The sequence below is a fragment of the Hymenobacter gummosus genome (assembly GCF_003970915.1).
Taxonomy (GTDB): domain Bacteria; phylum Bacteroidota; class Bacteroidia; order Cytophagales; family Hymenobacteraceae; genus Solirubrum; species Solirubrum gummosum.
The window spans coordinates 108,034-120,406 of sequence record NZ_RXOF01000007.1; the positions used below are offsets into that span (position 1 = coordinate 108,034).

Sequence of the window (12,373 nt, forward strand, 5' to 3'; positions counted from 1 at the left end):
CACAGGCTAACAACTGTACGTTCCGGGGCCGGAGCGACGAGGGCTAATATTAACATAATACCATAAACAACAGCTAAATAAACGCCGCAACATTCCCAGCAAAATTCAAGGCTCTCCCGGTATTACTAGGGTACCAGCGCCTGCCTACGCGCGCGATACGGTGAGGCTATTATGAAGTTTTGATGAATTTTATTTGATGTTTTCAAAAAACACTCCTACCTTTTGCGCATTGTTCAACCAAAACCCCAACCAAACCACCGTTATGAAAGTCAACAAAGTACTTTCGACTCTCGCAGTGTGTGCCTTCACGGCGCTGTCGTTCACCAGCTGCTCCAAGAAGGAAAATGTTCAAGCTCCCGATGCCGTGTCGGAGGACGTACTGACCCAGATTAAAGCGCTGGGCTTTACTTCGACGGGCGCCAAGAAAGTGGACAATGGCTACCTGGTCGAAGGTGACATCTTCCTGACGGATGCCGACCTGAAGAGCGCTCCGCAGAACGAATTCCTGCGCGTAGGCGACGAGGAGCAGTACCGCACCAACAACCTGGTGAGCGTGGGCACCTCGCAGCGCACCATTACCATTGCCGTATCGAGCACGCTGCCCTCGGCCTACGTAACGGCCACCGACGAGCTGATTCGCCGCTACAACGCGCTGAACCTGCGCATCCGGTTCTCGCGCGTTACCTCGGGTGCCAACATTACCCTGACCAAGGCTCCCTCGGGCGCGGGCTACCTGGCCTCGGCCGGCTTCCCCTCGGGCGGCAACCCCTACTCGCAGGTACTGGTTAACTCGAACTCCATCGGCACCTCGTACGCCACCACGTACATTGCCACCATCCTGGCGCACGAAGTGGGCCACTGCATCGGCTTCCGCCACACCGACTACATGGGCCGTCAGTACAGCTGCGGTGGCTCGGCCGTAAACGAAGGCGCCAGCACCGTGGGTGCCGTACACATCCCCGGCACGCCCACCGGTGTAGACCCGAACTCGTGGATGCTGGCCTGCATCGGCTACGGCGGCAACCGTCCGTTCAACTCGAACGACCAAGTTGCGCTTAACTACATCTACTAACGAGCCGGGCCTGCAAAGGCCGGTTTGATTCGGCGAGGCCCGGCTCCTAGACAGAGCCGGGCCTCGTTTTTTTCGGGTGGTACCAGCGCCACTTCCCCCTTCCCTTCCACTCACCCAACCCCCAACACCACCGATGAAAGCAACACTGTTTACCGCCGCCACGGCTCTGGCGTTGAGCGTAATGAGCCTGACATCCTGCCAGAAAAAGGCCGAAGTGCTGGCCGCCGACCAACCCTCCGAGGAGGCCCTGACGCAGATTCGCCAGTTGGGATTCAGCACCCACAAGGCGAAAAAAACCGAGGACGGCTACCTGGTGGAGGGCGACATTGTGCTCAGCGAAGCCGATTTGAAGAGCACGCCCGACCACCGCATTCTGCGCGTGGCCAACGCCGAGCAGTACCGCACCAACAACCTGGTCAATGCCGGCTCGGGCCGCGTCATTAAGGTCAGTATTTCCAGCCGCCTGCCCAGCTCCTACGTGGCCGGGCTCGACGAGGCCATCCGGCGCTACAACGCGGAAAACCTGCTGCTGACCTTCCAGCGCGTGTCGAGCGGGGCCGATATTGACATCGTGAAGGGCAACGGCAGCTTCCTCGCCTCGGCGGGTTTCCCCACCTCGGCCGGGGCGCCGTACGGGCAGGTGAAGGTCAACTCGCAGGCCATCGGCACCAACCCGGGCGTGAACTACCTGGCCACCATCCTGGCCCACGAAATCGGCCACTGCATCGGCTTCCGCCACACCGACTTCATGGACCGCTCTTACAGCTGCGGCGGCGCTACGGCCAACGAGGGCGCCAGCACCGTCGGGGCCGTGCACATTCCGGGCACGCCCACCACGGCCGAGCCCAACTCCTGGATGCTGGCCTGCATCGGCGCGGGCCAGAGCCGCCCCTTCGACTCGCACGACAAAACGGCGCTGAACTACCTCTACTAGCGGCTCCTACCCCTACGGAATGCACAACGCCCGGCTTCTCTGCGAAGCCGGGCGTTGTCGTTTGGGGGGGGGAACTACCGCTTACAGCAGCACCAGGCGCCGCACCAGCGGGGCGCCGCCTTCGGGCCGGATGCGCAGCAGGTAAGTGCCCGCGGCCAGGCCTCGCAAATCCAGCTCGGTGAGGGCGCCGGGGGCGGGACGGTCTTCGCGCAGCAGGCGGCCGAGCTGGTCGTAGAGCTGCCAGTGCAGGGCGCGCTGGGCGGCATCGAGCAGGGTGACGGGCTGGCCGGGCGCCGCGGGGTTGGGGAAGAGCAGCACGTCGTCGGGGCGGGCGTAGTGCACGGCTTCCACCTGAGTATAGACCACGCGGCCGGCCGTGGTTTCGAGGCGGGCACGGTAGCGGTAAAGGCCGGGCTCGGACAGCTCATCGGTGAGGGCGAAGCGCGTGGAGCGGCCGGCGGGCAGGGTTTGCACCGTCACGAAGCCGCCGGCCGCTTCGCGCTCCAGGTGCACCTGCCGCAGGCCGTAGGTGGTGCCCAGCTGCAGGTCGAACACCACTTCGGAGGCCACGAACTGCCGCGGCACGAAGGACTGCACGTAGCAGGCCGTGCCTGCGCTGGCGTAGTCGATGGTGCGGCTGCCCACGCTGCGGGCGCCGGGCAGCACGGGGTACACGGCGTAGTGGCGGGTGGTCAGCTGCGGGCCGCTGAGCAGCAGCACGGTGTCGGCGGTGGTGGTGAGGGGCTGCAGCTCGGTGGCGCCCAACTGCCGCACCTCGTACTGCGTCGCCCCGGGCAGGGCCGACCAGGTCAGCAGCGCTTCGCCGGGGAGGCTGCCCTCGGCCGGGCAGTAGTAGCCCACTTGCAGCCGGGGCGGGCGGTTCAGGCCGAAGGTGGCGCTGGGGTAATCGGCAGCGCCCACCACCAGCCGCAGCTGCGCCTCGGTGTTGACGTCGGGCGGCGTCCAGGCGTAGAGGCCGGCGGCCAAGTCCACGCCCGGATTGATGAGCTGCCAGGGCGCGGCAGGGCCGAGGCGGTATTCGAGGCGGCCGGTAGCCGGGGCGCCGCGCCACTGCCAGCGCAGGCGCTGCAGCTGGTCGGTGCGCAGGCCGGGGGGCGTGCCCGTGGCGGTGGGGTTCACCCACTCCAGGCCGGGCTGGGCCAGCTCGTAGGCCAGGGCGAAGTCCTGGCTACTGCCCACCGTCAGCCGGTGGCCGCGCACCTCGATGGCGTAGCTGCCCGGCGGCGGCGCCAGCAGCGTCACCTGCTCCACGTTGTTGAGGCGGTCGGGGCCGCGGCGGGCGGGCAGCACCAGCGAATCGGGGTGCGGAAAGGCGCTGAGCACCCAGGGGCGGTAGCGCAGGCCGCCGGGCGCCACCAGCTCCAGGTCCAGGTCGTTGACGAGGGCCTGGGCGGTACCGGCGGCGGCTTCGGCATCGGCCCAGGCCAGGGTGAGGGTGAGCTGCTGCACGCCGGCGGGCACCGTGAGCGGGAAGCTGCGCGTGGCGCCGGAGCCCACCGCATCGAGGCGGAAGCGGTTCTGCAGGATGGTTTCGACGGCGCCCAAGGCGTCGGTCTGCCCGAAGCCGGATTCAAAATCGGGGCCGGGGCGGCCGGTGTCGTCGGCGCTGTTCAGCAGGGCGGCCTTCACCAGCGCCGCCGGTGGCAGCTGGCCGTTGTGCTGGTCGCGGTAGGCCTGCTGCAGCAGCACGGCCGCCCCCGACACCACGGCGGCCGCGTCGGAGGTGCCGGCTTCCCCGATGGCCACCAGCTCGGGCTTGAGGCGGCCGTCGTGGGCGGGGCCGCGGGAGCTGAGCGGGGCCACGCGGCCCAGGGCATCGGTGGCGCCCACGCTCAGGGTGTTTTTCGACTGCTTGAACTGCCCGGTGAGGTTGGCCACGCCCGGCACGGCGGCGTAGGTGGTGCCGGTGGGGCCGGTGCGGTTGCCCTGGTTGCCGGAGGAAAACACGTGCAGCAGCGCGGGATACTGGCGCGTGTGCTGGTCGTAGGCGCGGGCTTCGAGGCCGTAGTAGCTTTCCACGCCGCCCGCGCCGTAGGAGTGGTTTTGCACCGATACGCCGTTGGCGGCGAGCTGCACGCCGTCGTCGGGCAGGAAGTTGGCGAAGCTGCTGGTGGCCAGGCGCACCTGCCGGGCGGCGCCGCGGCCGGCGGGCGAGGAGTTGCCGGCGCCGCCGATGAGCGTGGCCATGGTGGTGGCGTGGTCGGTGACGGTACCGGTGAACAACGAGCTACTGACGACCCGGCCCCTGAAGTCCAGATCGTGCTGGTCGAAGGCTTCCTCTTTTATCGACACCGTCAGGCCCTGGCCGGTGAACTGCGGGTAGCGGGCGTGCACGGGCCAGATGCGGTTCAGCCCCAGGTCGATGCCGTCCAGCTCCCGCTCGGCGTAGGCCCGGCGCGCGGCCACGTCCACGAACTGCACCAGCGGGCAGGCGGCCAGCCCGGCCGCATCCGGCGCGCCGCTGACGGTGAGCAGCTGCGGCTGCCCGGGTACGGCCTGCAGTCGGGCGGCGGGCAGGTGCTGACCGGCCCAGTGGCGGAAAGCCGCCGCGTTGGTGACCTGGATGCGGTAGATGCCCGCGGACCGGGCGGCCACCGACTGCAGCGGCGGGGCGAGCTTGGCGGCCAGGGCAGGACGGGGCGCGGGGCTTTGGGCACGGGCAGCGGGCGGCAGTGTGGCGGCCAGCAGCACCCCCAGGGAAGCACGGAGCAGGTAGGTTTTCAGAGCGGTGGCTTGGTTAAGTAGAGTCGGGGAATAATCCTGCCAAAACGCGGTTTGGCGGGGATTATCCGGGCGCGGATGAAGGTGTTTCAAGATACTAAAACCCGCCGTAGCGGCGCGGCCCCGTGGCACGGGAAACGGCCGCCACGGGCAAAAAAAGAACCCGCCGGCGGGGCGGGTTCTTTGACGTTGCTGCGCACTCGCTCGGCTGTGCCGAGTGAGGTGTATGTGGCTCGGCTACGCCGAGCGCGGCACCGGGACGTGCGGGCGTCGTTCACGCGGCGCGGATGGGTGCTCGGCACAGCCGGGCTACGTACGGCTCACTCGGCGTAGCCGAGCGAGTGCGCTGCACAACGGTCTACGATTCGGGCCGTGGCCGCTTAGGGTTTGAGCACCACTTTCGTGCAGTTGTCCTTCTTGTTGCGGAAGATGTCGTAGCCGTGGGCGGCTTCGCTGAGGGGTAGCTTGTGGCTGATGATGTCGTCGAGCTGCACCTTGCCTTCCACCACGTACTGCAGCAGCTTGTCGATGTGCTTGTGGGCCGGGGCCTGGCCGCCGCGCAGGGTGATGCCCTTGTCGAAGAACTGGCCCAGGGGGAAGTTGTCGAAGTAGGCGCCGTACACGCCCAGCACCGACACGATGCCGCCGCGGCGCACGGCGCTCATGCAGGCCTCGATGACCTTGGGGGAGCCTTTTTCGAAGTTGATGACGGCCTTGGCGCGGTCCAGCAGGTCGCGCTCGGGCTCGAAGCCCACGGCCTCCACGCACACATCGGCGCCGCGGCCGGCCGTCATGCTCCGGATTTCCTCGATAACCTGCTTGCGGTCCTGCCACAGGATGGTTTCCACGTTGGCCGTGGCCCGGGCCTTGTCCAGCCGGTACTGCAGCACATCGACGATGACCACGCGGGCGGCGCCGCGCAGCCAGGCCGATTTGGCGGCCATGATGCCCACCGGCCCGGCCCCGAAAATGGCCACGAACTCGCCGCCCTTCACCTCGCCCCAGTCGATGCCGCTGTAGCCGGTGGGGAAGATGTCGGTGAGAAACAGCGCCTGCTCGTCGGTGAGGCTATCGGGAATGACGCGGGGGCCGTAGTCGGCGTAGGGCACGCGCACGTACTCGGCCTGCCCGCCGTTGTAGCCGCCGTAGAGGTCGGTGTAGCCGAACAGGGCCCCGCCTTTTTCGGTCAGCACGCCGCCCTCGGGACCGTAGTGGTCGGGGTTGGAGTTTTCGCAGTGGCCGGGCAGGTGGTGGTTGCAGAAGTAGCAGGTGCCGCAGGCTACGGGGAAGGGCACCACCACCCGGTCGCCCACTTTGAGCTTGCCGCCCACGCCTTTGCCCACTTCCTCCACGATGCCCATGAACTCGTGGCCAAGCACCATGGGCCGGGGCTGCGGAATGCCCCCGTTGTAGATGTGCAGATCGGAGCCGCAGATGGCCGTGCTGGTCACGCGGATGATGGCGTCGCGGGAATCGACGATTTCCGGGTCCTCGACCGTGTCGACGCGCACGTCCTTGATGCCGTGGAAGACTAATGCTTTCATGAAATGGATGTTTGGTTGTGGATAAGAGGCGCGGCGGCAACCGGAAAGGCTAACGGCTACCGTCGGGCTGGGGTTGTGGGGCGGCTGGGCTGAGCGCAACTGGGCAGCAGCTACCGCCACCGGTGGCGAAGCGTGGCGCAGGGGTGCGGAAGGGCCTGCCACCGGTTGGGAGCGGTTGCGCAGGGGTGTTTATGGATTCGCCACCGGTGGCAGCTGATTTTGCAGGGGTGCGCAAGCCCTTGCCACCGGTGGCGGTTGGCTTTGCAGGGGTGCTGACGGGCCTGCCACCGGTGGCAGGAACTTATGCAGAGCTGTAGAAGTCGTCTTCACCGGTGAAGGGCGCCGCTGCACGGGTGCCGGGGCATTCTGCACCGGTGCAGGATGCCTCGGCAGGGCTGTTTAACCACCCTGCACCGGTGCAAGGTCTCTTAGCAGAAGTATTTGATCGACTTGCACCGGTGCAGGATGCCTCTGCACGAGTGTTTGGCCATCCTGCACCGGTGCAAGGTGGTCCTGCAGGCTCGCTTGGTCATGCTGCACCGGTGCAGGACGCGTTCAAGGAACATTGGCCGCATTTTGCTGTGGCGCAGCCTCAATCGGAAGATGGCGGCGCCTTGTACCGGTTCTACAGCCGCGTAGCGGCGCCATATTGGTAGAAACGGATAGCTCAGGACAGAGCCGAGCTGCAGCGCAGCGACACCTCTCCGCGCCGCGTGGACGGCCGCAACCAAAAGTCAGCGAAGCCAACGGATGCCGCTGCGCTGCAGCTCGGTCGTTCGTGCCCGCTGCTGAAGTTCTACCAACATGGCGCCGCGCTGCGGCTGTAGTTCCGCATCGCGTCTGTGGTCCCGTACCTCCTCTGCGGCTGTAGCCCCGCGCAGCTTTGCCCAGCCTGCCAGCCGCGTAGCGGCGCCACGTCAATAGCAACCGACACGCCAGGAACGACAAGAGCTCCGTAGGAGCGGCACCCTCATCCGCGCGGGAAAGGTGCCGCTCCTACGGAACTCTTGTTGTTCTGGTGTCTTGCGCGGGCTATTGACGTGGCGCCGCTACGCGGCTGTAGTACCGCACTGGTTGAGCGCCCTCGCCTCCTCTGCCCTACTGCCGGCTCATCGAGTACGGGGCGTCCTCGGGGCGGGTACCGCGCTGCTGGTTGGGCTGCGGGGCCATGTCGAAGTCGAGGGTGGCGCCTTGCAGCAGCTCGGAGTGGCGCAGGAAGTTGCGCGGGTAGGGCTGGCCGTTCAGGCGCAGCCCGCCGATGTAGCGGTTGGCGGCTTCGCGGTTGCCGGGGGCGTTGAGCACGATGGTCTTGCCGTTTTCCAGGCGTAGGGTGGCCCGGGGGAAGAGCGGGGCGCCGAGCACGTACTCGTCGGTGGCGGGGCAGACGGGGTAGAAGCCCAGGGCGGAGAAGACGTACCAGGCGGAGGTCTGGCCGTTGTCCTCGTCGCCGCAGTAGCCGTCGGGGGTGGGCTGGTAGAGGCGGTTGAGGGTTTCGCGCACCCAGTACTGGGTTTTCCAGGGCTGGCCGGCGTAGTTGTAGAGGTAAGTCATGTGCTGGATGGGCTGGTTGCCGTGGGCGTAGTTGCCCATGCCGGCAATCTGCATCTCGCGGATTTCGTGGATAACCTCGCCGTAGTACGAGGCGTCGAACACCGGCGCGAGGGTAAACACCGTATCGAGCGTGGCCACGAAGGGTTTGGGCCCGCCCATGAGCCGCATCAGCCCGTCGATGTCGTGGAAGACCGACCAGGTGTAGTGCCAGCTGTTGCCCTCGGTAAAGGCGTCGCCCCACTTGAAGGGGTTGAAGGGCGACTGGAAGGTGCCATTCTGATTCTTGCCCCGCATCAGCCCGGTTTGCTTGTCGAACAGGTGGCGGTAGTTCTGGCTGCGCTTGGCGTAGAGGCTCCACTCCTTTTTGGGCCGGCCCAGGGCCTTGCCGAGCTGGTAGATGGCAAAGTCGTCGTAGGCGTATTCCAGGGTCCGGGCCGCGCTTTCGTTGATTTTCACGTCGTAGGGCACGTAGCCGAGCTTGTTGTAGTATTCCACCCCGGCGCGGCCCACGGCCGTCATGGGGCCGGCGTTGTTGGCGCCGTGCAGCAGGGCTTCGTAGAGCTTGTTGATGTCGTAGCCGCGCACGCCCTTGAGGTAGGCATCAGCCACCACGGAGGCCGAGTTGTTGCCGATCATGATGTTGCGGTAGCCGGGGCTGCCCCACTCCGGCAGCCAGCCGCCCTCCTGGTAGGCGTTGGCGAGGCCGGCCTGAATCTGCGCATTGACGCTCGGGTACAGCAGGTTCAGGAAGGGAAACAGGCAGCGGAACGTGTCCCAGAAGCCGGTATCGGTGTAGAGGTAGCCGGGCAGCACCTGCCCGTTGTAGGGCGAGTAGTGCACGGGCTGGCCGGCGGCGTCCAGCTCGTAGAACTTGCGCGGGAAGAGCAACGAGCGGTACAGGCAGGAGTAAAACGTGCGCTGCTGGGTTTCCGAGCCGCCCTCAATCTGAATCTTGCCCAACTGAGCCGCCCAGGCCGCCCGCGCCTTGCGCTTCACCGCCTCGAAGTCATCCTGCGGCCCCACTTCGTCCAGGTTGCGCAGGGCCTGCTCCGGGCTGATAAACGACGAGGCCACCCGCGCCTGCACCTGCTCCCCTTTGCGCGTCCGGAAGCCGACGACGGCGCCCGTATGATTCGCCTCGGCCGCCAGCTTAGCGGCGTCGAGCACCTTGTCCTGGAAGATGGCGGTGCTGGTGAAGTCGTGGTCGAACTCGATGACGAAGTAGTTCTTGAAGTTCGCCGGCACGCCCTTGCTGTTGCGGGTGGTGTAGCCGGTGATGCGCCGCTGCTGGGGTAGCACCTGCACCGCGGAGCCACGGTCCAGCGCGTCGAGCACCACGTAGGCGCTGTCGGTGCGCGGGAAGGTGAAGCGGAACCGGGCCGCCCGCTCGGTGGGGGCTATTTCGGTGGTTACGTCGTGGTCGGCCAGGTACACGCGGTAGTAGTAGGGCCGCGCCTCCTCGGCCTTGTGCGAAAACCAGCTGGCCCGCTCGTCCTCCCCGAAGCGCCGCTGCCCGGTGATGGGCATAAGGGCAAACTGGCCGTAGTCGTTCATCCACGGCGAGGGTTGGTGCGTCTGCTTGAAGCCCCGGATTTTGTCGGCCGCGTACTGGTAGGCCCAGCCGCTGCCCATCTTGCCGGTCTGCGGCATCCAGCAGTTCATGCCCCAGGGCAGGGCAATGGCCGGGTAGGTGTTGCCGTTCGACAGCTCCACTTTGGAGTCGGTGCCCATCAGCGGATTCACCAGGTCGACGGGCTCGGGCAGGGTTTGGGCGGGAGCCGTGAGGGCGGCCAGCAGCAGGCAGAAAAGCAGGAAAGGTTTCGGCATCAGAAGCGCGCAATTGGGGCGGCAATTAACGCGAAAGTGGCATAAGCTTGACTGCGTCGACCTTCGGTTCAGCTTGTTGCTGCGGCCGAAGGCCGCAATGCGGTCCTGCACGACACTTGACAGAGCGGTTCATTTTCCAACGCTCCAAACGGCGCGGCTACACCTTGGCGCGTACCGCGCCAGCACACACTAAAGTGTATGCCACTTCCCTAGGCCTGCCCGGCCACGATGTCAATACCTTCCTCGAAGGAGTGCGGCCGGAAGCCCAGCTCCTGCTCGGCCTTGTCGATGATGAAGCCGGTGCGGGCGGGGCGCTTGCCGGGCTGCGTAAACGTGCTGGCGTCGACTTTCTCAATCAGCCCGGCATCAAGCCCGAAGTGCGCGGCCACGCGCAGGGCCATGTCGTAGGGCGTGAAAAACTCCCGGCCTGAGACGTGGTAGATGCCCTGGGCGCTTTGCCGGGCAATCAGCCAGCAGCCCTCGGCCAGGTCTTCGGCCAGCGTGGGCGTGCGCCACTGGTCCGACACTACTTTAATGGTCTTGCCGGCCCGCAGCGAGTCGCGCACCCAGAGCACGATGTTGCTACGCCCGCCGCCGAGCAGCACTCCGTACACCAGCACAGTGCGGGCAATGGCCCAGCGCAGCCCCGGCGTAGCCTGCACGGCCTCTTCGGCGGCCAGCTTGCTGCGGCCGTAGTGGCTGATGGGCTTGGGCTCGGCGTCCTCCTTCAGCGGCCCGTACGAGCCGTCGAACACGAAGTCGGTGCTCAGGTGCGTCAGGTGAATATCCTGAGCGGCGCAGGCGCGGGCCAGGATGGCGGTGGCCGTCACGTTGTGGAGCCAGCACTCATCGGGGCGCAGCTCGCAGTCGTCCACCTGCGTCAGGGCGGCGGTGTGGATGAGGTGCGTGGGCTGCCAGCGGGCCAGCAACTCCTGCACGGCCGCTTCGTCGCTCACGTCGAGCGGCTGGTAGTCTACTTCCGGAAACCACTGCGTGAGCCGGTTGGCGCCCCGGCTGGTAGCCAGCAGTGCCACGCCGGGCTCCTGGTGCAGCCGCGCCAGCAGCTTCTGCCCCAGCAGCCCGTTGGAGCCGGTAATGAGTAGGCGCATGCGGTGAAATGGTGAGGTGGTGAAATGGTGAGTTTGATGATCGGGAGGCCACAACCGCGCATTTCGCGCAAGCGGAACGGCACTCACCATTTCACCACCTCACCATTTCACCTAATACTGATACCCGTACAGCTTGGTGATTTTCTTTTTGCTGAGCTTTTCCACCTTCACGTCCATCTTGATGGCCTCGTTGGGGCGGTCCATTTCGTTGCGCGGGGCTTTGACAATCTTGTCGACCACGTCCTGGCCCTGGATTACCTGGCCGAACACGGTGTAGGCTCCGTCGAGGAAGGGCGTGCCGCCGGGGTTCTGCACGATGTAGAACTGCGAGCTGCTGCTGGGCGTGCCGGGAGGACCGCCCATGCGGGCCGCCGCCAGGGCGCCCTGCTTGTGCTTCAGCTCGGGGCGCAGCTCGGCCGGCACGGTCGGGTCGTTGGGCTGGCCCATGCCGTCGTCGTTCGGGTCGGCGTTTTTGGAGTTGGCGTCGCCGCCCTGCACCATAAAGCCGGGAATGACGCGGTGAAAGGTGGTGCCCGAGTAAAATCCACTCTTGGCCTTCTTCAGAAAGTTTTCCCGGTGCAGGGGCGTCTGCTCGTAGGTCACCAGGCGAATGTCGCCGAGCGTGGTGCCGCCCTGCGTGACGTGCAGGGTCACCACCTCGTCCTTTTTGCTGGGCTTGGGCGTTTTAGTCTTGGTCTTGGCCTCCTGGGCCGACGCGGCGGCCGAGCCGAGCCAGAGCGCGGCGGCCAGCAGACCGGTAAAGCGGAGTGAGCGAATCATGGGCGGGGAGATGAAACGGGACGCACGAGCCTCTTACGGCCGTTGCGCCCGGCGAAGCTAAACCGAATCGGCGGAACCTGCCAGCCAGTCGGGCCGGGTGAGGCCGAAGAGGAGACTGTCGTGGATGAGCCCGTCGCCGCCGCGGAAGTTGTGGCGCAGCCGCCCCTCGGGCCGCAGCCCGCAGCGCTGGGCCAGCCGGGCACTCCGCTCGTTAGCGGGGTCGACGTGGCAGTACACCCGCTCCAGCCCCAACTCCCGGAAGGCCCAGTCGATAACGGCCGTTGCGGCTTCGTGCATCAGGCCCCGGCCCTCGGCCGCGGCGCTCAGCAGGTAGGCCAGCTCGGCCTTGGGCACCTCCCACTCGATGTTGCGCAAACTCACAAAACCCACCGGCGCCGCCTCCCCCACGGGCCAGATGCCCAGCTGCACCCCCTTGCCGATCAGCCAGTCGGCGTCGCGGATTTCGATGAACACCCGGGCGCTGGCCTCGTCCTGCACGGCCTGAGTGGTTTTGGGGAAGTCCCGCGTGAGCCGGGCCCGGTCGTCATCAATCAGCCGCAGCAGCGCCGGGGCGTCGGCGGGCAGCCAGGGGCGCAGCAGCAGGCGGGCGGTGCGGAGCGTGGGGGCGGGTGGCAGCGGGCGGGGGCGCATGGGTTTTGGGGTGACAGGTAACAGGTGACACGTAACAAGTCCCGGTTGTCCGCGCCGTAGCGCGAAGCTCTGCTTCGCGCATCCAAAACGACTCGTTGAAACGACAATCGTTGTTTAACGAGTCGTTCAGCGACAAACGTGCTGGATACGCGAAGCGGAGCTT

At 66.4% G+C, this 12,373-nt stretch carries 8 protein-coding genes; 2 read left to right on the forward strand and 6 right to left on the reverse strand.

Annotated elements, in window-relative coordinates; translation table 11 throughout:
• Positions 1-262 precede the first annotated feature (262 nt).
• On the forward strand, positions 263-1,072 hold the full coding sequence (locus EJV47_RS13705; protein ID WP_126693726.1) for a M57 family metalloprotease: 810 nt from the start codon (positions 263-265) through the stop codon (positions 1,070-1,072).
• A gap of 133 nt (positions 1,073-1,205) precedes the next feature.
• Positions 1,206-2,006, forward strand: a complete 801-nt coding sequence (locus tag EJV47_RS13710) for a M57 family metalloprotease (RefSeq protein ID WP_126693727.1) — start codon at positions 1,206-1,208, stop codon at positions 2,004-2,006.
• 81 nt (positions 2,007-2,087) lie between these two features.
• Here EJV47_RS13710 and EJV47_RS13715 read toward each other — a convergent pair whose 3' ends face one another.
• From EJV47_RS13715 to EJV47_RS13740, 6 genes are all read right to left on the reverse strand, one after another.
• On the reverse strand, positions 2,088-4,841 hold the full coding sequence (locus EJV47_RS13715) for a S8 family peptidase (RefSeq protein ID WP_126693728.1): 2,754 nt from the start codon (positions 4,839-4,841) through the stop codon (positions 2,088-2,090).
• 287 nt (positions 4,842-5,128) lie between these two features.
• Positions 5,129-6,292 (reverse strand): zinc-dependent alcohol dehydrogenase, encoded by a 1,164-nt coding sequence (locus tag EJV47_RS13720; RefSeq protein WP_126693729.1) that lies wholly within the window; start codon positions 6,290-6,292, stop codon positions 5,129-5,131.
• A 1,098-nt stretch (positions 6,293-7,390) separates the two neighbouring features.
• On the reverse strand, positions 7,391-9,670 hold the full coding sequence (locus EJV47_RS13725) for a GH92 family glycosyl hydrolase (protein ID WP_126693730.1): 2,280 nt from the start codon (positions 9,668-9,670) through the stop codon (positions 7,391-7,393).
• Positions 9,671-9,879: 209 nt separating this feature from the next.
• On the reverse strand, positions 9,880-10,779 hold the full coding sequence (locus tag EJV47_RS13730; RefSeq protein WP_126693731.1) for an SDR family oxidoreductase: 900 nt from the start codon (positions 10,777-10,779) through the stop codon (positions 9,880-9,882).
• A 111-nt stretch (positions 10,780-10,890) separates the two neighbouring features.
• Positions 10,891-11,559 (reverse strand): peptidylprolyl isomerase, encoded by a 669-nt coding sequence (locus EJV47_RS13735; protein WP_126693732.1) that lies wholly within the window; start codon positions 11,557-11,559, stop codon positions 10,891-10,893.
• 57 nt (positions 11,560-11,616) lie between these two features.
• Positions 11,617-12,210, reverse strand: coding sequence for a GNAT family N-acetyltransferase (locus tag EJV47_RS13740; protein ID WP_126693733.1), 594 nt, complete (start codon positions 12,208-12,210; stop codon positions 11,617-11,619).
• Between the last annotated feature and the right edge of the window lie 163 nt (positions 12,211-12,373).

Bases quoted from the DNA above. Each gene is read 5' to 3' on its own strand.
- EJV47_RS13735 (WP_126693732.1), bottom strand. From the start codon at position 11,559: ATGATTCGCTCACTCCGCTTTACCGGTCTGCTGGCCGCCGCGCTCTGG.
- EJV47_RS13720 (WP_126693729.1), bottom strand. From the start codon at position 6,292: ATGAAAGCATTAGTCTTCCACGGCATCAAGGACGTGCGCGTCGACACG.
- EJV47_RS13725 (WP_126693730.1), bottom strand. From the start codon at position 9,670: ATGCCGAAACCTTTCCTGCTTTTCTGCCTGCTGCTGGCCGCCCTCACG.
- EJV47_RS13710 (WP_126693727.1), top strand. From the start codon at position 1,206: ATGAAAGCAACACTGTTTACCGCCGCCACGGCTCTGGCGTTGAGCGTA.
- EJV47_RS13740 (WP_126693733.1), bottom strand. From the start codon at position 12,210: ATGCGCCCCCGCCCGCTGCCACCCGCCCCCACGCTCCGCACCGCCCGC.
- EJV47_RS13705 (WP_126693726.1), top strand. From the start codon at position 263: ATGAAAGTCAACAAAGTACTTTCGACTCTCGCAGTGTGTGCCTTCACG.
- EJV47_RS13730 (WP_126693731.1), bottom strand. From the start codon at position 10,779: ATGCGCCTACTCATTACCGGCTCCAACGGGCTGCTGGGGCAGAAGCTG.